Genomic DNA, 20,229 nt, shown 5'->3' on the forward strand with positions numbered 1-20,229 from the left:
AAGCGACAAAAAACCTCTGTGGAAAAATGCTGAGTAAAGCAGGCATTGGATTACTCAGTATCCCCTTAAGCCGGTGCACAATCATTACGTCCCCCTCTTTACGCTTTAGTCAGATCGAGCAGCACAATCTCCAGAATGTTAAGCGCTTCGTCAAAGACGTTATTTTGTATAGTCAGCGGCGGAAGGAAACGGATCACGTTACCGTGTACACCGCACGTTAATAAAATTAGGCCACGCTCCAGTGCTTTCTGACGTACCGCATTGGTAAAGCCGGCATCGGGTTCCTGACTGTCCGCTCGGTTAAATTCCACCGCAACCATCAGCCCGAGCCCACGCACATCGGCGATCTGCGGGACTTGCGGTCGCAGTTCATGCAGGCGTTGTTTTAGCTGGTCACCCAGCTGCGTCGCCCGCTCATTCAGCTTCTCTTCTTCAATCACATCCAGCACCGCATGGGCGGCCGCAATCGCCACCGGATTACCACCATAGGTTCCTCCCAGACCGCCAGGCACTACAGCGTCCATCAATTCTGCTCGTCCCGTCACAGCAGCCAGCGGTAACCCTCCCGCCAGACCTTTCGCCATAGTGGTCAGATCGGCAGCAACCTCATGATGCTCCATGGCAAACAGTTTGCCCGTACGCGCGAATCCAGTCTGGATCTCATCGGCGATAAGTACAATGCCGTAGCAATCGGCAATTTTACGCAGGGCTTTGAGCAGCTCGGGAGGCGCAGGATAGAAACCGCCTTCGCCCTGTACTGGTTCGATGATGATGGCCGCGACGCGCGTGGGCTCAATGTCGGCTTTAAAGAGATTCTCCAGCGCATTCAGCGTCTGTTCCACACTAATGCCATGCAGCCCGACCGGAAACGGAACACGGTAAATATCGCTAACCAGTGGGCCGAACCCCATTTTGTACGGTGCAACTTTGCCGGTTAATGACATACCGAGGAAGGTACGGCCATGGAAAGCGCCGCTGAAAGCTATCACGCCACTGCGCCCGGTAGCGGCACGTGCGATCTTCACGGCATTTTCCACCGCCTCGGCCCCGGTAGTGACAAAGACGGTCTTCTTCGCAAAATTCCCAGGCACCAGCCGGTTCAAACGTTCGGCCAATACCACATAATTTTCGTAGGGCACTACCTGATGACAGGTGTGGGTAAACTGTTCCAGTTGTTCTCTGGCTGCTGCGATGATGCGTGGATGGCGGTGGCCGGTATTCACCACGGCGATACCAGCGGCAAAATCGATATAACGTTGCTCCTCGATGTCCCAAATTTCAGCATTTTCCGCACGCTTCGCATAGATTTGTGTGGTCACGCCCACGCCTTTAGCGATAGCCGCGTTGCGTCTTTTGGTTAACATAGATTCAGTCATAAATGAAAACTCCTCAGCAATCTGAAATAAGTGGGCTTCAGCAGGCAAACGCCCGATGTGATTCGGTGTGTGATGACGGCAGGATAACCAGACGTGCGGTGGCCCTTTGTGCCGAGGTCAGGATATCATCCAAGATATTCCTGACCTGTTCTACATGTATGTTGTTGTACATATGCCACTTCCTTTTCTGGGATGAATACAGCCGCGTTACTCGCGGGCGGGTCTTTGCAAGAACGGCGCATCGGTATCCATGCGCAATTTGCATTCCAGCAGATGGTCAGTGATTCGGGTAATCATCCCCTGCGCCAGCTGATAACAGGCTAAGTCATCCGCCTTATGTAGAGCGTTCAGGAGCGAACACCAGGCAGTGACAACCTCGCGGTGTACCACAGTTTCCCGGTACAGAAGCGCCACCAGAGGCGTCCATTCGGCCTGAATCTCCAACTCCTGATTGGCAAGCCTGGCCGATTGTGCCTGGGATGCCAGAGTTAACAGGCAGCGCATATCTGCCTGTATACGGGCATCCGGTTGTGTCGCGGCTGCAAAGCTGTCGATCAACTGTCCAAGATTTTGCAGTTCACCCGGCGTTGAACGTTGCGCCGCAAGCCTCGCGCTGTGGCCGATCACGGCACAGTGAAATTCGCTGAAATCCGCGAGCTCGCCTGAAGCCATCAACCGCAACGGGTGATATTTCCGCGCTGTCTCAACGGGAACCTGACACACGAAACTACCACCATGACGTCCGCGCCGGGTATCGATCAACTGTCTGGTGCGCAGTGTATTCAGGGCATCGCGTACAGTTACCGGCGACACCCCCAACAAACGCGACAGCTCGTTTTCATTAGGCAACTGCTCATCGGTTTGTAATACCCCGGAGATAATCGCGTTACTTAAACGTTCCACAACCTGTTCGGCCCGGGTGGCCTGATCGAGCGGTGCGTAGACGATGGAATGTGCCATTATTTTTTAATTCCTGCTTGAAAAAATACGGATTCCAGCATGTCTGCAAACGACACTAAAAAATACCGTGGCGATGCAGCGCTTCCACATCCTCCGGTACTGGAGTGATAGCATCCCAAAGCTCAGCCACTTTGCCGTTCTCAATGCGCCATAGCTCGAAGTAGCTGTGACGCGCTCCGGCAATACTGCCCTCCGAATGGGTCAGAACAAACTGCCCATCAGCTACTGTACGGTGAATTTTGGCGTAATGCAGGCCTTGCCCTTCATCCCTGAGTTGCTTAAGAAATGAGATGAGAGCAACCGTACCATCGGGAATATCGGGGCTGTGCTGGCGAAACAATTCACCATTGGTGTAGTTCCCAAACTCTTCGTAGTGACCTTTGATCAGGGTACGTGTGAAAAAATTGACCACCAGTTCGCGATTCTTCTCCCGGTCATGGCCCTGATCGGCTTCAGTCGGGCCGTCTAACTGAGTCCGGCCACTGGCATTGGGCGCAGCCTGCGGTACCAAGCCGTCCCAGTGTTCCACAATTAAGCCGTCGGCAACCCGATACAGATCGAAACCAACCAACGGCCGGGCGTCTAACCCCGTAAAACGACCATGGATGGCAACCAGATCACCATCCTGAAGAACACGATACGTTTCGTGGTGCAGTTCAGGATGTGTCCGAACTAACTCACGCAATCCGGCAAGACCATCTCTGATTAACGGGGAATGTTCGATGAAATGCGGCGCAAAATAACGCTCAAGCGCCCCTACATCAAGGTCAGTAAACAACGCGTGGTGTGCACGCGACACCAAGTCGCGGGGAGATCTATTCTGAATCATTACGGATATCCTGTGTTAGTCGTTGGAACTCATCACGTGTTTGATACGCGTATATTCATCGAAGCCATAAGCCGACAGATCTTTACCATATCCGGAATTCTTGAAGCCGCCATGCGGCGCTTCTGCCGTAAGAGGAATATGGGTGTTAATCCAGACTGTACCGAAATCGAGTTCACGTGACAGGCGCAACGCACGGCCATGATCGCGGGTCCAGACACTGGAAGCCAGTCCGTATTTCACATCGTTAGCTTTCTCTATGGCATCCTGTTCATCGCGGAATTTCTGCACCGTGATAACCGGGCCGAAAATCTCGGTCTGGATTGCTTCGTCGTGCTGTTCCAGACCGGTAATTACCGTAGGTTCAAAGTAATAACCCGAACGTTCGGCCTGACGGCCCCCTGTTTCGATACGGGCATGAGCGGGCAGACGCGCAATGAACCCTTTAACCTGCTCCAGCTGACAAGCATTATTGAGCGGCCCATACAGTGCTTCTTTATCTTCCGGATAGCCAAAACGGGTGGCTTTAGCTGCTGCCACCAGTTTGGCGACGAAGGTATCGTAAACAGATTCATGCACCAGCACACGCGAGGCTGCCGTACAATCCTGACCAGCGTTGAAGTACCCCGCAATAGCAATGGTCTTCACCGCTTTGTCCATATCTGCATCGGCGAAAACAACCACTGGCGCTTTGCCACCTAGTTCCAAATGTGCTCTGGTGAGATTAGACGCAGCCGAAGAGGCAACCTGCAAACCTGCGCGTACGGAACCCGTGATGGAAACCATCGCTGGCGTTTTGTGTGAAACGACCAGAGCGCCGGCGCTGGCATTACCTAGCACCACGTTGAATGCACCGACAGGGAAGAACGGAGCGGCCAGTTCAGCCAGCAACAGAGTACTTTCCGGCGTGGTATCACTCGGTTTGAGTACCACAGTATTGCCCGCTGCCAGCGCCGGCGCTATCTTCCATACTGCCATCATCAGCGGGTAGTTCCACGGTGTAACTTGCCCCACCACACCCAATGGCTCGCGCCGGATACTGGTCGTCATATCAGGAAGATATTCAGCAGTAGCTTTGCCTTCCAAAAAACGGGCGGCACCGGCGAAGAAACGAATATGATCCACTGACGTCGCAACTTCCTCAGAGGCAATCAGATGCTTGAGCTGCCCCGTATTGCGGCTTTGCACTTCGATCAGACGTTCAGTATTTTTTTCCACCGCATCGGCTAATGCCAGCAACGCTTTCTGACGTGCTGACGGTGTGCTGCGCCCCCAGATTTTAAACGCCTCTTTAGCCGATGCATAAGCTTCATCAACATCCGCCGCAGTCGCGTTAGGAGAACGCGCATAGGCTTCACCAGTGACCGGGCTTACCAAGTCAAAATATTCGGAACCTTTAGATTCAACATACTGACCATTAATGAAATGCCTGAACGTTGGTACCGCCATGGTTACCTCCCAATGGATTGAATAGCATAAAATATAACCTATGATTTAATATATTCAACGGTTGCATTAATGTCAATTTTGTAAACAAAAGGTAAAAACAAAAGAATAATTAGATACATAGATGTAACTTCCGACTCTTCTGTTCAGGAAAAATATGCCGATCTGTGAGCAGGGTCGAGAATTTCAGATTTTACAGACCGGGCAATATGGGCAAACCTACGGGTTCAGTCTGGCGGTAGTAGTGTAATAATTAGTGGTGTAATAATTATGGACACCTCATAAGCTCGCTAAGCTTATTAACATGGAAGTGAGGCACTAAAATGAAGAACCCCGCCGCAAGCGGCAGGGAATTTGACTCTAAGAGATTAAAATAACGTTAAATTGACTTATTCAGTATTTTATCAGCCTCGATCAATTGTTGCTTTCTCGGTGTTATCGCAGAAGAAGAATGGTTTCTTGCCAAGAACGTATATACCGTCGGCAGTACGAATAAAGTGAAAAATGTTCCCACCAGCATCCCAGATACAATCACCAGCCCAATACCAAAACGGCTATTCGCACCCGCACCACTGGCAAACAACAGTGGAATCAAGCCGATCACCATTGCTGCTGTCGTCATCAATACCGGGCGAAGACGAATTTTGGCCGCCTTCAAGATCGCTGAACGCTTATCTATCCCTTCAACTTCCTGTAACTTATTGGCAAATTCCACCATTAAGATACCATGCTTACTAATAAGTCCGATTAGCGTTACCAATCCAATCTGAGTATAAATATTGAGTGTAATATATCCCATAGCTAATGGTATCAGAGCGCCACAAATAGAAAGTGGTACAGTGATCAAGATAATCAAGGGATCAACAAGGCTTTCATATTGAGCAGCCAATACCAAATAAATGATGATCAACGCAGCCAAAAAAGCAAAAACCAGAGCATGACCTTCTTGTTTATATTGACGGGAATCAGATTGCCAATCATAGCTGAATCCTGCTGGCAAATTATCCAGTACTCCCTCAAGAAGAGTCACAGCTTGCCCTAAGGTCACTCCTGGCGCAGGAATAGCCTGAAAAATTGCTGCATTCTGCTGATTGAACTGAGTCAGTTTATTGGGTTCAACTTTCGTCGAGATTGACACCACTGTAGAAAGTGGGATCATCTTTTGGTTTTCGGTCCGTACAAAATGATGTGCCAATGCTTCTGGCGTTAATCGCTGACTGCGTATACTTTGTGGAATGACGTCATATGAGCGACCATTCATCCCAAACCTGTTGATATAGTTTTCGCCTACCAGCAACGCCAGTGATTCACCAATATCTTGCATTCTAATCCCCAAGCTATTGGCTTTAGCACGATCAACCCGCACTTGTACTACTGGATTGTTATAATCCAGATCACTGTCTACAACAGCAAATAATCCGCTCTCACGTGCTTGCTGTTTAATTTCTTCCATTGTTTGGTATAGGATGGGGTAATCCTGCAAACTACGCAGTACCATCTGAATGGGCAGTCCCCCAGTGGAGCCAGGTAATGGTGGAAGCTGGAATATAAAAATACTACTCCCTTCTACTTCTCCTACTGCCGCTTGTAATTGTGCCTGAATGTCCGAGGCCGTGCGCTTGCGTTCACTCCATTCTGTCAAGTTCACGCCACTAAAACTTGAAGAAAGCCCATCCGTCCCATTAATAATCCATGTACCGACCATCTCTGGAACTTCATTAAATACTCGGTCAAGTTTGTGGGCAAATCGCTCTATATAATCCAGGTTAGCATGTTGTGGTGACTTGATTGCTGCCAATACTCCCGCCTGATCTTCTACTGGAGCTAATTCCTGACGCGCTTGTTTATAGAGTAAAGGCAAACTTATAACAACTAATAAAGCAAATACGCCTGTAACCCATCGATAACGTAAAGAAATATTGAGCAAATGAGAATAATAGTGAGCTAATTTGTCAAAAAAAGCCTCAGCCGCCAGAGCCATTCTTCCTTCTTGCTGTTTCGGCTGTAATAAAAAAGAACTCATTACTGGCGATAAAGTAAGAGCCACTACACCTGATACGATAACAGCCCCTGCCAACGTTAAAGCAAATTCCTTAAATAAAGCACCTGTCAGCCCTGACATCAAACCAATCGGTGCATAAACAGCGGCAAGAGTAATCGTCATTGCAATTACAGGACCTGCTACTTCTCTCGCGCCAATTAAGGCTGCCGCAATAGGTGACTTTCCTTCTTCAATATGACGATGTACGTTTTCAACAACGACAATAGCATCATCGACCACAAGACCAATTGCCAGCACCATTGCCAATAGAGTCAGTAAATTAATACTGAAACCAAATAGCAGCATTAATCCCGCAGCGCCTAGCATCGACAAAGGGATAGCAACAATTGGAATCAATACACTGCGCAATGATCCCAAACAGAGATAGATCACTATCATAACTATAATCAATGCTTCTAATAGAGTATTGGCAACTTCATCAATCGACGCTTTAATAAAACGAGAAGTCTCAAATGCCAACTCAACCTTAACTCCCGGAGGAAGTGTTTTTTGGATATCAGGTAACAGACGTTTGATACCATCGACAATAACAAGTGGGTTACCTGTTGGAGTTGAAAATAATCCCAAATGCACAGCGGCTTTACCATTCAACATCGCGCTGGTTTCAGTTGCAGCAGAGCCCAATTCCACAGTGCCAACATCTTTAAGACGAACTAACCCATTGCCATCATTGCGGATAACCAGATCACGAAACTCCTCAACATTGGTGAGATCGGTATTAACATGCACATTTGAAATAACATATTCCCCTTTCACTTTCCCTGGCGCGGCTTGATAATTATTTTGCCTGACCGCGGCTGCAACATCCGCAGCAGTCAATCCACGTCCGGCAAGACGATCTGCATCCAGCCATAAACGCATCGAAAGCTGTTGTCCCCCCATTACCTGCACTTTTGAAACATCTTCAATGGAGGAAAACATTGGCTCAACCACTCTTGAAAGATAATCCGTCACAGCGGGTACGAGCAAAGTGTCACTGGAAAATGCAACATAAGCGACAGCCGTTGATTCCCCAGATGACAGTTCAATAACAGGATCATAAGCCTGTGTTGGCAATTTGTACCTGACTTGGTTTACCTTTGCCATCACCTGTGCCAAGGCTTGGGTGGAATCACGATTAAGCTCCATACGTATAGTAACGATACTTCTACCTTGCACCGAAGAAGAAGATAGATAATCCACCCCTTCTACAGAAGAAACTGCCTGTGAAATAGGTTGAGTGACAAATCCTTGCATCAAGTCAGATGATGCACCTGGATATTCCGTCCTGACGGTGATTGTAGAACTTTCTAATTGTGGATATTGCCGAATGGAAAGTTTACTCAGGGCAAACATACCCAACAACAGGATCAATGTACTGACTACCAGAGCAAGCACTGGGCGACGAACAAAAAGATCGGTAAATGTCATTTTTTCGTCTCCATTAAGAACCCGTCGCAGGTGATTTTGCTGTATTCAATGTATCATCAGCTACCGCAACCACTTGTGTGCCATCATTTAATTTCAGTTGGCCTGATGTCACAACTAACTCTCTCTGAGACAACCCCTTTTTGATTTCCACCATGCTGTTCCAACGTTGACCCACTTCAACGGAAACACGTTTTACTGTCATAGACTGTTGTTCAGTTGTTTTTCCATGCTTTTCCGCGTCTTGTCCTGCACCTTGTGCCACAAATACAGTATCCCCATAAGCGGTATAGGTCACAGCCGTTTCTGGTATAGTCAAAACTGGAATATTATCTTGACGCACAACTTGGATACTAGCGTACATTCCTGCTTTCAGTTTCCCATCAAGGTTATTCAGGAGTGCCTGTACTTGTACAGTACGGGATTTACCAATCAAGGGATCAATGGCACTTATCTTGGCGGGGAAATTCTGATTCGGATAAGCATCAACCAGTACATTTACTGTCTGCCCAACATGCAATTCAGGACTCGTCTGTTCATCCAACGAGAAGTTCAGTTTAAGATTTTTTGCATCCACCAAATTGGCAATAGCGTCACCCGCATGTAGAAACTGTCCTATATGCACCTGTTGAATTCCCATTACGCCTGAAAATGGTGCCCGAATTGCTTTCTGAGCAATTAGTGCTTCGGTCTGACGAATCGCAGCCAACGCCATATCACGCTCTGCCAACGCATTATCCAGTTCTGTAGCAGCAGCAACCTTGTTGGTAAATAATTTGCTGATGCGCTGATATAGCCTGTCAGCATTTTTCCACTGAGCCTGCAAACGAACAAGTTCAGCCTGTTCAACTGCATCGTTAATTTGCACCAGTAACTGACCTTTCTCCACATATTGACCAGACTGAAACGCAATACTGATTACTCTACCACTGGTTTCCGATGCCAAATGTATTTGTCTGTCAGCCTCAAGCTCCCCAACACCATATAATATTCTAGGGAGATGTGTTTCTTTTACTTCCGCCAAAGCCACCTTCACAGGTGGGTAGGCCATATATCCTGATTCATTCTTAGCTGAACTATTTAGTTTATAAACGAAAATTCCAACCACTAACAATAAAGCGATTCCCAGGCCAACAACGATTTTTTTTCCTATCATTTATATCAACCTTTTCATTGTGTGAAATATTTTCTTATACTTTGTATTTTTCTCAAGGGATTCGTAATTTTTGTATTTCCGTTGCCAACAATCCCCAATAACCGTGGTATGTTCAAGTACAAAGTAGAATGAAATTCTTTTCTTTTACTCGGAAAACTCCCAAAAGTATGGCTTATAAAAATGGTTAGTAGTAATGGTCAATTGCTGATGCGATATTAAAAGATAATAGAATAAAACCCTATGCCCTAGAAATTTTCAACTTAATTTCATCAAACCATCGCATAAATCACCCTCACATTTTTTATATAGAAACACTATTTTTCCAACATAGTTTCCAACATAGTGGAATAAAAGCGCAAAGCATGGCATTTTTCCGATTGACGGGTAAAACGAATATGCATTATAAAACCTTAAGTTAACTTGAGGTCAAGAGAGACGAATAAAAATAAAAACATTGGCGGATTCACGTAATCAAAATAATCAACACCGTTTTCCTTCAATTGTGTTACGTTATATTAGAATTATCAAGGCTGCACAAGGTATTGACATTCAATTGAAATAATTGCCTGTACTAAACTAATTACTTTATTAATGTTTTTCAGATGGAATAATAACCGAAACAACAGAGTTACCATTTAATAGAAATAAGAAAGCCGTGGGATATACCCATCCTCACAGCTTAATATGTAAGTACATTTTTGATCACAATAAATTATAATGATTATTTTTACCTGTTTACTTACCTTGGCTGAATAAAATTGAGTTCTTGTAACAATCCTTATATGAAACAGTAACACATAACCATTGTTGTTAGTTTATGTGTCAGCTAAAAAGAATGAAAAAAGCAACTATATTACTATTATGAAACTTTATTTAGCATTGCTTCATTAAGCTTATCGAGTAACACTATAGTATCTTGCCAATGCAAACAAGGATCAGTGATGGATTGCCCATAAACTAAGGGATGATTCAGAGATTGATTACCCTCTTCAATAAAGCTTTCAGCCATTATACCTCTTATAACTTCCATACCTTTTTTTATTTGTTGACATATAGACTCTGCAACGACTAATTGTTGTTTATGGTTTTTTTGACTATTGCCATGACTCAAATCCACCACAACACACCTGCTAACACCTTGATTTTTAAGTTTTTCATTAAGTTGCAAAATATCAATCTCATGATAATTAGGCTCTTTTCCCCCTCGAAGAATGACATGGCCATATTGATTACCTAAAGTAGATATCAATGATAATTTCCCTTCATGATCAATAGAACAAGTTATATGCGAATGATTGGCCGCTTTAATTGCATCAATAGCCACTTGAACATTACCATCAGTACTATTCTTAAAACCAACAGCATAAGGCAACGCAGATACAAGCTCCCGATGTGGCTGTGATTCTGTCGTTCTTGCTCCTATCGCTGCCCAACTGATCAAATCAGAGTAATAGATGTATAGATATGGGCTGAGAATTTCTGTTGCTGTCGCTATTCCCATTTGATTAATATTATAAAGAAGCTTTCGCGAACGATGTAGGCCATCTTTATAGTGAGCAGAGCCATCCAAATCAGGATCAGAAATAAACCCCTTCCACCCTAATGTAGTTCTAGGCTTTTCCAAATATGTTCTCATTACAATAAACAATGAATCTTGATACTGTTGTATTATAGCTTTCAAGCGTGATGCATAGTCCAGACATGCTTCTTCATCGTGAACAGAACATGGGCCAATAATGACTAATAACCGTTTATCTTTTCCTTTTAAAATATTTTTAATAGTTTTTCTACTACTATCGATATGTTGCAGAATTTGAGAAATGAGCTTTATTTCAGAAAAAAGTTGATTGGGAATAGGTAATGTTGCTAAATTTTGATTCATAACTAACCCCTAACAATACTTTTACAATCATCATGATTATTTTTTAAAAATATCGTAGTTTTGTGTAATAAATACAAAACAGAATTATATTATTTCAATAATTCATTAGTTATCTTTACATTTTAATACCTTTTAATAAGTCTTTAATAACGCTCCCCTAAAATAAATTCCAATTAAACATTATTAAGTAAAGTTCATTTTTAAAATTATTTAATAACATAGCCCAATGCCACGAGAAAAAAGAATTTAATTACGGCTGAAGTCTTAAACTCTCCCACCCGTTCTGAGTATGCTCAAAACGTAGCCTTTTATGTAAACGGTTAGAACTTGCAGACCAAAACTCGATAGCATGAGGTTCAAGCAGGTAAACAGTATACCTGCTTGGGCAAGGTAATGCCCCAGTACCATCAAGCTTTTGTGCAGATATAAGGAGCTGTTTATTCGATATTAAAGGCTCACTTTGATAGGAAACTGTCGACATTGGATGCAAAGGTATTGCACGTTTATTCCATTCCTCAATCGCTCGTTCCCGAGTAAGCGCTTTAACCTTCCCACTTATGGAAAGCTGGCGACCAAGTTCACGCCAATAAAAATGTCCACAAGCAAAAGGATTATCTTTAACATCTTTTATTTTTCGACTACAGCTATGTGTAGCAAACACAATACCTTCATTTGTGAATTCTAAGATAGCCATTACACGGGATGACATGTTTCCAGAAAGATTTGCGGTCACCAAAACCATCGCATTAGGTTCACGGACATCCTCATTAATTGCTTCTTGTAACCATTTTCTTCCTAACCCAATAGGATCATTAGTAAGGGAGTCATATTCAGGAAAGACATAATCCAACTTGCCCGTCATACTTTCAAAAATGCTGCTCATGCTTTTGCCCTAAATAAAATATTGACCTGTTGCAATCTGAAATGCATAGCCGCCAGCTTCAAGGCAACACTCTGCTTTCTCCATTTTAGCTATTGATTTCATATAGGATGGCCTTCCCATTTCAACACCTTGCATAATTTCTATGGTTTTTCCAAACTCAACTAAACCATATCGACAAAGATGCAGTGCCAAAGGGCCGGCAGCCGAACCCGTTGCGGCATCTTCCGCAACGCCGTAAGCAGGAGAAAACATACGTAATCGCCAACCACCAGCGCCATTTGGACAGAAACATAAAGCGGCCATGTTATTAAACTGAGAAAGTTTTTTTAGATCCGGGCTAATTTTTGCGAGTATATCGACGTTTTCAACACCAACAAATACATGTCTCGGCCCTACATCATACATATCTATTGGTAATGTACTTTTCTCTACTCCAAGCGCCTCAAGCAATTCTTGTCTATATTCATAAGGAGAAATAGCAGGTTTTGGCTGCTCCATTTGTACATAAGCTGTATAAGGTTGTTCTTTTACTAAATCAACTGAAAATCGATAAACTCCTTTTTGTGTTTCGATATTCATTTCAGACAATCCTGTTTCTTGTGCTAAAGCTAACGCCGTGCCAAGTAACGGATGTCCTGCAAAACCTAATTCATTGACTGGAGTAAAAATTTTGACATTCGCATCACCCTCTTTCAAAGGAGAACGAACAAAGGTTGTTTCAGAAAGATTTAATTCAGCAGCCAATTTTTGCATATGATAGTCATCCAAATCGTCACAGTTAAAAAAAACAGCAACGGGATTTCCGGTAAATAACGCATTCCCAAAAGAGTTTACAATAGTATACTTATGCATATTCCACCTATGTTATTAAACTGGCTCAACCGTAAAATATTTAATTAATACTTGAGGAATTTAATTAACTATATTTAATTCATTTAATACATCAAATGTAATTCTGTGATCGGGCATTCTTCCTATAAGTTCTCCTGATATATTATTTGGCATTACTGAAATATCGGGTTTATCTCCATTCCAAATCATCAAAGCCCCCCAGCACTTTCCTTTGTTTGAAGTAAACCAAATTTTTTTAGTCAAATTAGACACATTTCCCCATTCTTCTAAAACTTGCTTTGTCAAACTTGCAGATAGAATATCTACACTAGGATCATTATCATCAAGAACCCACCAAACTAATTCAATTTTCATTCGTTATCACCGAAAATATAGCATCTCTTAATATCCTATGACCTTCTTTAGTCAAAATTGATTCAGGATGGAATTGCATTGAGCAAAAGTTTTTCCCTTTTAATCCATGAACTTGTTTTGACTGGGCATCCCGATAAACCATAACATCACCTACAGGGCTTTTTATATAATCTGAAGCCGAAATAGCCGCAAAAGTATTATAAAAACCAACAGACTCTGTTTTTCCAAAGATAGATATTTGTTTTTGTATCCCTTGATTTGGTGGATGAAGACGTTCTATAGATAAACCAAGTAATGAACATAAAATTTGGTGTCCAAAACAAATAGAAACAAAAGGTTGCTTCTGTGCTATTGCATTCATTGTCATATTCCGGCTTTTGATAACTCTTAAATCAGTTAATTTGCATGGATCACCAGGGCCAGGGCCTATAATAAGTAACTTTGAATGACTCATTTCGCCTATTAAAGAGTATGACTTAACTTCAACTTTAAAACCTAATTCACGTAGTTGATATGCCATCATTGATGTAAAAGTATCCTCATTATCTAAGATGACAATCTCTGGTTTATTTATATAATTTAGTGAATATTCAGGGGAATGACGAATATCTCCGAACCAAAAAGTTGAAAGCCGCTCATTCCTTCTATTAAGTAACTGGGCAATTTTTTCTTTTTTAGGCAAAGTATCAAAAGTAGTGATACCCATAGCATTTTGAATAGCAGCTGCTTTAGCCGCAGTCTCCTGAACTTCTGAAAGTGGATTAGAATCACGAACCAAAGTCGCCCCAACCCCCACCTGCATTTTCCCATCTTTTGATATTTCAGCAGTACGAATAAGGATTGCAGAGTCTAACCGTGGGTTACTATTGAGATCATCAATTAAAGCAATAAAACCACTATAATAAGAACGCCCATAATTTTCGTAGCGTGCAATTACTCTAGTTGCATTTTCTAAAGGACTACCGACTACGGTTGGTGCAAACATTGAGCGCTTTAATATTTCAGATATAGCCAGTTCTGTAGAACCTTTCAGGTTATAGCAGACATGCGCCAATTTTGACATACGAATAAGTGATGGCCCGCATACTTTAACATCAGAAGAACAAATATCAGTCATCATTTTCAGTTCTTCATCAAGAACCATCGATAACTCTCCCTCTTCTTTAGTATCGCGTAAAAACTCCAGAAGCCCGTCTTGAGTTTGTCCAGAAGCAGGAAATCTATATGTACCACTTATTGGTGTCATTGTGACTGATTTAACATTTAGACTAATGTGCATTTCTGGTGAAGCACCAACTAAGGTCACGTCATTCAGACGAATAAAAAAAGTCCAATAAGCGCCTTTTTCTTGTTCCAATAAGTTACGAAAAATCGTCATTCCAACATGATCACTATAATCTGTAATAGAACCATTAAAGGTACGTTTAATAACGAAATTGGCACCTTCCCCTGTACCTATTTCATTCGCAATTATTTCTTTGACAATTTTTTCGTAATTTTCGTCATTTGGATTGAAATAAGAATTGCTAAGATTGATCGGTACATCAGGTAAAATATCGATAGCTTCTTCAAGTAAAAGCGTTTCATAATCATTGATACAAAGGACACGAAAAGGTGTATTGTCTTCAATAATAGTGAAACCACGTTCTTTAATCTGGCAATAAGGTGTAACAAGAAGAACACCCCAATTACCAATATCCCGTTGTTCTTTTTGAATTTGATCTATCTCTTTCAGATTTTCAAGAATTTGTTCTGTGCCAATGAGTACTTCAAGCGTTGCCCTTTTAAATCTTTCTGGTCTATACACTAAAGCATAGGTATCGAAATGACCTGCAACGACTTTTTGCAGGATTGTTTGTGTCTCAAAAGAAAGAGATGTAGTCATTTGCAAACCTCTTCAGTTGACAATACACTAGCGCAACATTCAGTGGCATATATTAATGTTTGTAAATGAGCTTGTTTTGAGAAATCGGCAATAGCATCCCGTACAAGAAATACTTCAATATCTCTTGAGTAAGCATCAACAGCGCTTGTCTGTATTCCAATATGAGCAAAAACGCCACAAATAATTATTTGGTCGCGTTTTTTTTCAATGAAAATGTCATCAAGAGGTGTGGCATGAAAAGCACTATATCTCCATTTAGTTAAAACTGTATCTTCCTCCCGTGGTGCTATTTCTTTTGCAATAGCAGTATGTTCAATTTTATTATTCATACCTTTTCCCCATATATCATAAAGGAGACCACGTTCTTTTTCAGTCATATCACCGCATTGAGCGGTATAAACAATAGGTATATTGTTTTTTCTAGCGTAAGAGATAAGTTTCTGACAATTTTTTATCAATTCTTGTTTCAAGTTCAAAGAAAAAAAATCCAAGAAATATGTTTGCATATCATGTACAAGCAATATGCTACGGCTATTATTATGTTTCCATTTCACGCTATTTATCACATTAAATTCAGGTAATTGGAGTGTATAACTCTCAACTTTAGGAATACCCATACTTTTGCTCCATTGCAAAATAATATATTTAAAATAGCCATTATTATAATTAATATGGCTATACCCTTCGTCTTTCAAATTGCCTCTTTGTTGGCTACGCTCACTCACCCCGATCACATAGTTATCTATGTTCCCGGGGATTTGCTCCCTTGCCACCGCGACACATATTGAAATCCATTGGGTATATCTATAGTTTATGATTAAATTACTTCAAAGAACTCAAATAAACTAATCAGGTAGGAATGCCACTTCTATTAATTTTAGGAAGATCAATACCTAATGCTTTAAACTGTTGACATGGGTTCATAAATTCACGTTGAATTTTTATTTTTCCATTTTCAAACTCGAAGTAATGGATAAAATGATTTTCATACATACCTTCAGGATATCCTTCAAAACGAATTATCCCTTTCCCATCACATTCAACCCAAAAAATATTTGGGTCTTGGGTATCAAATATAACGATATTGTACCAATACCAATCAGGGAAGCATTTCAAAGACCAAACAGCATGCTCAGCCAAACGAGCCTTACTTTTGATCATAATTGCCTCTCCTGTATCTGTAGTCCAAAGCCCACCACATCCATCTTCAGTAAATAGTTCGTGCCGTTTCAGCCTATCTTGCCCTTTCGTATTCATATACTTTTCGACAATCAATCGATTATGTTGCCGTACTTCATTATCTTGAATCATGGTACTGTCTCCTCAATCGAGAATACTAATAATAAAATAACAATAAGAAATAATGATAATAAAATCAATTTAATATCAACGTTTATTAGTTTAAATCCAATTTTGCATTACAATATATTATTATAAAAGTGTTTATAAAATCTTATGAAGCCTCCTGATATGATAGCGACTATGCCTAATAAGTTCTAAGCACACCATATTGAAATACTCAACACCAGATAATTTCTTTTATATATAATCAACAATTTCCCATAAATAGTTTTAACTTACAATTAACCTTATTAAAAAATATTACTTATTTTACCCACCTCATCTTTAACCTTCATTAAACTTAACACCTTACACATTAAATCCTTTATTCATTACCCTACGTAAAAACATGGGATATAAAATGTAACACAAAAGAAAAAATATAAATAACAACAGATCGGATATTAGGTTAAATCATCACATATCAATATATTTACTTAGCAGAAATTTCAAATGATAAGAATATCGACACAACCAACCATTATATTAACGCATAAAAACAATAAAAGTATAAAATAAAAACCTTGCTAAGATCCAAATACTAGTATGTAAGTTAATAAAATGTAAATGGGCAAATTGAGTTTAATACAAAAATGTGTTTAACATCACAGTTAAGTTAATAGAAAATAAAATTTCGTCGTTAAAATGTATGTGAATAGCAGGAAGAAGAATAATTATTTATTCCTTAAAAATTATTATACCAACCTGCTTTCAGGTGGCTCAGGATTATTAAATTATTACATTTCCAAAACTCAATATTTTCGATAAATAGCAATGAATTACAATACAGTTATCTTAGTCAGTTAATACTGAAATTTATAATAATGCGTGTATTAGTTGTTAACCTAAAACGTTAACAGAAAAACATTTCATTTTGGCACGAACGATTATCTCTACTTGTGCCTTAAAGTAGAAGTGTAGTTTTTTCATCTGCAATCAAATTTTTGCTATTGAAACCAGGGAAATTATTGCTACGTTCACGATCAAAAACCGCAAGATATTCCTTAAGGCCACCGAAATAAAAGAGAACACGAGGGCTAGTACTGTGTAGATTTGACCCGAATATCCAGGATTTCACCTGAGCAAAGACAGTATAGTTTGCCAATTGTTCGCAATGTACTGACCAATCTGATAGTGCTTGAGGAGTAGCCTCAATAATAGTCTCTGGATGACTTTCAGCCCACGAAATAATATCGCCGATGAAGTTTACTTGAGCTTCAATACCCGCAGCAAGGTTGGAAAATATCCCCTGAGGACCAAGAAGGGTAAAGAAGTTTGGAAAACCAGGTGTAAAAACACCAAGATATGCGGCAGGGTTTTCATCCCAAGTTTCAAGGAGAGTATGCTCATTACGCCCAACCACCTTGAAGTTCCGATAAGCACCTTCAACCGCATCAAATCCTGTAGCAAAGATAAGAATATCAATTTCATGTTCAATGCCATCAGCAGTGAGAAGGCCTTTTTCAGTTGCTTGTACTATTTGTGTATCTAACAAGCTAACTAATTTAACATTAGGCTGATTATATACCTCATAATATCCATCAACCGATACAGGCCGCTTGGCATATGGCTCTGTCGGTGTAAGACGACGGGCTGTATCAGAATCCTTGACTATGTCTTTGATCTTTCCGGCTATAAACTCACAGGCGGCGCGGTTGGAGTCTGAGTTGATAACAAGATCATTGAAGGTGCCAAACATAAAGCCGAATCCCCCGCCTTCGTTCCAAGCACGTTCAAAGATAGCCTTCCGCTCTTCCAAGGGCACATCAAACGCACCTATAATGGGGTCGTCAAAGCCACATGCCAGACGCGTTTTTCTCCATTCTTTCCATTGTTCTTCAAAATTCGAGAAATAGCTCTCTACTTCATTTGTCGTCAAGCGACTTTGCCCCGCGGGTACAATATATTGAGCCGCCCGCTGAAACACTGTCAGATGGGATGCAACCTTACTTGTTGCAACGATGAGCTGTGCTCCCGTCGACCCTGTTCCCAACACGCCGACACGTTGCCCATTGATTTTCAGATTATCTGGCCAACGTGCAGTATGTATGATTTGTCCTTTAAACTTATCGAGGTCTTTGATTTTTGGAAAAACGGGCTCAGATAATACTCCAACAGCACTTACCAGATATCGGCTTGTAATAATATCTCCATCTGTAGTTTTAACCCGCCAGATGTTTTTGGCCTCATCGTAAATAGCTTCGCTAACACCAGTTTCAAAACGGAACAGCGGCGAAATATTGTTACGGCTTGCAACATTCTCCAAATAATCTCGCATCTGTTCGCCAGTTTGGTATCGAGCATACATATCCCACTGTGGCGAAACTTCTCGATCAAAGGAGTAGCGATAGACAAATCCATCGGTATCCGCCTGCACGCCAGGGTAACGATTCCAATACCAAGTACCGCCGACATTTTTACCTTTTTCAAGCCCAAGTACCTTTAGCCCTAACTCGTTATGAATTTTGTGGGCGGCAAAAAGGCCAGAAAGACCGGCACCGATGACAATAGCATCGAATTGGGGAAGAGAAGATTGTTCACTCATTTCTGAACTCCTGTGCTATAGATTCATTTATGGGGTTATTATTAGTGAGATAGCAAAGTCAATCCGAACGCGTCCTTATCGTTTCGGCTTTATAGTTGGTCGCCGTGATAACAAGTTCTCGAATTCGCTCTTGTTGATTAAGAGCTTGACTAGCAAGCTCGCGCGAATTCATTTCCCGATTTGCCATTACAATTTTGGATACAGCGGGTATACGTACTTGCTCATATTTTGCTATTGCGGATTCGACGTCAGGGGATTCACAGATAGCAGAGGCGAGGGTTTCGGCATCAATGATAGATTGAGTTGCCCCATTTGCACCTATTGGAAACATCGGGTGAGCGGCATCACCAATTAGAACACACTGGTTATGGCTCCATTTATTTAATGGTTTTCGATCCACCATCGCGGTGCGCATAAGTGTTTTACTTGTGGTTATTAATGTTTGGAGATTTAACCAATCAAAATGCCATTCTTTAAGAAGTTTGAGCAGGAAATCTGTAGCTTGAAAACGGTTGATTGTTGTATCAAGGTTGATTGTTGTATCAAATTGCTTATCAAGTGACATAGGAACAAGGATAACCCAGTTAATAAGGCTCTCTCCACGCAGATCATGAGATTTGGAAACAGGATATGCGATGAGACGAACCCCTTCTCCACTATTAGCGATAATCATTGTTCGACCATCCAGAAGTTTTGGCATAGGGGTAATGCCCCGCCATAACATCATGCCACCGGAATTCAGTTGCATAGAATCTGGAAATAAGGTTTGGCGCACTGCAGAATTGATACCATCAGCACCCACGATCAGATCTTTTGCCCACTTCGTTTTATATAAAAAATCAGCAGGAAACTTCGCATCAAAGTTAAAGGTTGCTTTTGTCTTAGCTGTAGCAAAGATTAGATTAAGCAGTTCTGAGCGAGATATAGATATCTGTGGAGTATCAAAACCAGCATCTATGCCCCTTGCTTCTTCGAAAAGAATTGTTCCTGAATGGTCGATATAGCGGTGTGCTCTGGTTTGGATCCCACAAGAATCCAACTTTTCAGCAAGCCCCAAACGATACAGGACTGATACTGCTTCAGGTTGAATATTCAAGCCAAACCCATCTTCAGAGAGCTTCATCCGCTGTTCATAAATGTCGCACTCTATACCAGACGAAGAAAGCAGGGCAGCAAGAGTTACCCCTCCAATTCCAGCACCAACAATGACTACTTTGCCTGAACAATCAGTTATCGCCGCCATAGTAAATAACC

The 20,229-nt window shown here is 41.7% G+C and carries 16 protein-coding genes; all 16 read right to left on the minus strand.

Annotation, left to right across the window (positions count from 1 at the left end; all coding sequences use genetic code 11):
• Positions 1-98 precede the first annotated feature (98 nt).
• The 16 genes from PSI14_RS00295 to PSI14_RS00370 all read right to left on the minus strand — a co-directional run bounded on the left by PSI14_RS00295 (position 99) and on the right by PSI14_RS00370 (position 20,218).
• Positions 99-1,376 carry a 4-aminobutyrate--2-oxoglutarate transaminase gene (locus PSI14_RS00295; protein ID WP_273573843.1) on the minus strand — a complete coding sequence of 426 codons (1,278 nt, stop codon included), beginning with the start codon at positions 1,374-1,376 and terminating at the stop codon, positions 99-101.
• Positions 1,377-1,413: 37 nt separating this feature from the next.
• Entirely contained in the window at positions 1,414-1,548 is a 135-nt protein-coding gene (locus PSI14_RS00300) for a hypothetical protein (protein ID WP_273573844.1), read from the minus strand.
• Between the two features lie 35 nt (positions 1,549-1,583).
• Positions 1,584-2,336 (minus strand): FadR/GntR family transcriptional regulator, encoded by a 753-nt coding sequence (locus PSI14_RS00305; RefSeq protein WP_273573845.1) that lies wholly within the window; start codon positions 2,334-2,336, stop codon positions 1,584-1,586.
• A gap of 55 nt (positions 2,337-2,391) precedes the next feature.
• Positions 2,392-3,165, minus strand: a complete 774-nt coding sequence (locus PSI14_RS00310) for a nuclear transport factor 2 family protein (RefSeq protein ID WP_273573846.1) — start codon at positions 3,163-3,165, stop codon at positions 2,392-2,394.
• Positions 3,166-3,180: 15 nt separating this feature from the next.
• On the minus strand, positions 3,181-4,611 hold the full coding sequence (locus tag PSI14_RS00315; RefSeq protein ID WP_273573847.1) for a gamma-aminobutyraldehyde dehydrogenase: 1,431 nt from the start codon (positions 4,609-4,611) through the stop codon (positions 3,181-3,183).
• A 376-nt stretch (positions 4,612-4,987) separates the two neighbouring features.
• Positions 4,988-8,080 (minus strand): MexW/MexI family multidrug efflux RND transporter permease subunit, encoded by a 3,093-nt coding sequence (locus PSI14_RS00320; RefSeq protein ID WP_273573848.1) that lies wholly within the window; start codon positions 8,078-8,080, stop codon positions 4,988-4,990.
• Between the two features lie 13 nt (positions 8,081-8,093).
• Positions 8,094-9,230 carry an efflux RND transporter periplasmic adaptor subunit gene (locus PSI14_RS00325; RefSeq protein ID WP_442316483.1) on the minus strand — a complete coding sequence of 379 codons (1,137 nt, stop codon included), beginning with the start codon at positions 9,228-9,230 and terminating at the stop codon, positions 8,094-8,096.
• Positions 9,231-10,092: 862 nt separating this feature from the next.
• Complete coding sequence (locus PSI14_RS00330; protein ID WP_273573850.1) at positions 10,093-11,115, minus strand: 3-deoxy-7-phosphoheptulonate synthase; 1,023 nt, start codon at positions 11,113-11,115, stop codon at positions 10,093-10,095.
• A gap of 250 nt (positions 11,116-11,365) precedes the next feature.
• Entirely contained in the window at positions 11,366-11,998 is a 633-nt protein-coding gene (locus PSI14_RS00335) for a pyridoxal 5'-phosphate synthase (protein WP_273573851.1), read from the minus strand.
• Positions 11,999-12,007: 9 nt separating this feature from the next.
• A complete protein-coding gene (locus tag PSI14_RS00340; protein WP_273573853.1) occupies positions 12,008-12,850 on the minus strand; it encodes a PhzF family phenazine biosynthesis protein in 843 nt (280 codons plus the stop codon).
• A 60-nt stretch (positions 12,851-12,910) separates the two neighbouring features.
• Positions 12,911-13,204, minus strand: coding sequence for a hypothetical protein (locus PSI14_RS00345; protein ID WP_273573854.1), 294 nt, complete (start codon positions 13,202-13,204; stop codon positions 12,911-12,913).
• The gene (locus PSI14_RS00350; RefSeq protein WP_273573855.1) at positions 13,194-15,089 is read right to left on the minus strand and encodes an anthranilate synthase family protein; all 1,896 of its coding nucleotides are present in this window, start codon (positions 15,087-15,089) and stop codon (positions 13,194-13,196) included. Before PSI14_RS00350 ends, PSI14_RS00345 begins: the two co-directional genes overlap by 11 nt.
• Entirely contained in the window at positions 15,086-15,814 is a 729-nt protein-coding gene (locus PSI14_RS00355; RefSeq protein WP_273573856.1) for an isochorismatase family protein, read from the minus strand. Before PSI14_RS00355 ends, PSI14_RS00350 begins: the two co-directional genes overlap by 4 nt.
• A gap of 124 nt (positions 15,815-15,938) precedes the next feature.
• On the minus strand, positions 15,939-16,400 hold the full coding sequence (locus tag PSI14_RS00360) for a PhzA/PhzB family protein (RefSeq protein ID WP_273573857.1): 462 nt from the start codon (positions 16,398-16,400) through the stop codon (positions 15,939-15,941).
• 934 nt (positions 16,401-17,334) lie between these two features.
• On the minus strand, positions 17,335-18,975 hold the full coding sequence (locus PSI14_RS00365) for a flavin-containing monooxygenase (RefSeq protein WP_273573858.1): 1,641 nt from the start codon (positions 18,973-18,975) through the stop codon (positions 17,335-17,337).
• 58 nt (positions 18,976-19,033) lie between these two features.
• Positions 19,034-20,218, minus strand: coding sequence for an FAD-dependent monooxygenase (locus PSI14_RS00370; RefSeq protein ID WP_273573859.1), 1,185 nt, complete (start codon positions 20,216-20,218; stop codon positions 19,034-19,036).
• Between the last annotated feature and the right edge of the window lie 11 nt (positions 20,219-20,229).

This window comes from Xenorhabdus anantnagensis, from assembly GCF_028598555.1.
Classification (GTDB): domain Bacteria; phylum Pseudomonadota; class Gammaproteobacteria; order Enterobacterales; family Enterobacteriaceae; genus Xenorhabdus; species Xenorhabdus anantnagensis.

Excerpts from the sequence above, each read along its gene's own strand:
- PSI14_RS00370 (WP_273573859.1), bottom strand. The coding sequence starts at position 20,218 with ATGGCGGCGATAACTGATTGTTCAGGCAAAGTAGTCATTGTTGGTGCT.
- PSI14_RS00330 (WP_273573850.1), bottom strand. The coding sequence starts at position 11,115 with ATGAATCAAAATTTAGCAACATTACCTATTCCCAATCAACTTTTTTCT.
- PSI14_RS00365 (WP_273573858.1), bottom strand. The coding sequence starts at position 18,975 with ATGAGTGAACAATCTTCTCTTCCCCAATTCGATGCTATTGTCATCGGT.
- PSI14_RS00305 (WP_273573845.1), bottom strand. The coding sequence starts at position 2,336 with ATGGCACATTCCATCGTCTACGCACCGCTCGATCAGGCCACCCGGGCC.
- PSI14_RS00315 (WP_273573847.1), bottom strand. The coding sequence starts at position 4,611 with ATGGCGGTACCAACGTTCAGGCATTTCATTAATGGTCAGTATGTTGAA.
- PSI14_RS00350 (WP_273573855.1), bottom strand. The coding sequence starts at position 15,089 with ATGACTACATCTCTTTCTTTTGAGACACAAACAATCCTGCAAAAAGTC.
- PSI14_RS00340 (WP_273573853.1), bottom strand. The coding sequence starts at position 12,850 with ATGCATAAGTATACTATTGTAAACTCTTTTGGGAATGCGTTATTTACC.
- PSI14_RS00300 (WP_273573844.1), bottom strand. The coding sequence starts at position 1,548 with ATGTACAACAACATACATGTAGAACAGGTCAGGAATATCTTGGATGAT.
- PSI14_RS00320 (WP_273573848.1), bottom strand. The coding sequence starts at position 8,080 with ATGACATTTACCGATCTTTTTGTTCGTCGCCCAGTGCTTGCTCTGGTA.
- PSI14_RS00360 (WP_273573857.1), bottom strand. The coding sequence starts at position 16,400 with ATGATTCAAGATAATGAAGTACGGCAACATAATCGATTGATTGTCGAA.
- PSI14_RS00310 (WP_273573846.1), bottom strand. The coding sequence starts at position 3,165 with ATGATTCAGAATAGATCTCCCCGCGACTTGGTGTCGCGTGCACACCAC.
- PSI14_RS00335 (WP_273573851.1), bottom strand. The coding sequence starts at position 11,998 with ATGAGCAGCATTTTTGAAAGTATGACGGGCAAGTTGGATTATGTCTTT.
- PSI14_RS00345 (WP_273573854.1), bottom strand. The coding sequence starts at position 13,204 with ATGAAAATTGAATTAGTTTGGTGGGTTCTTGATGATAATGATCCTAGT.
- PSI14_RS00295 (WP_273573843.1), bottom strand. The coding sequence starts at position 1,376 with ATGACTGAATCTATGTTAACCAAAAGACGCAACGCGGCTATCGCTAAA.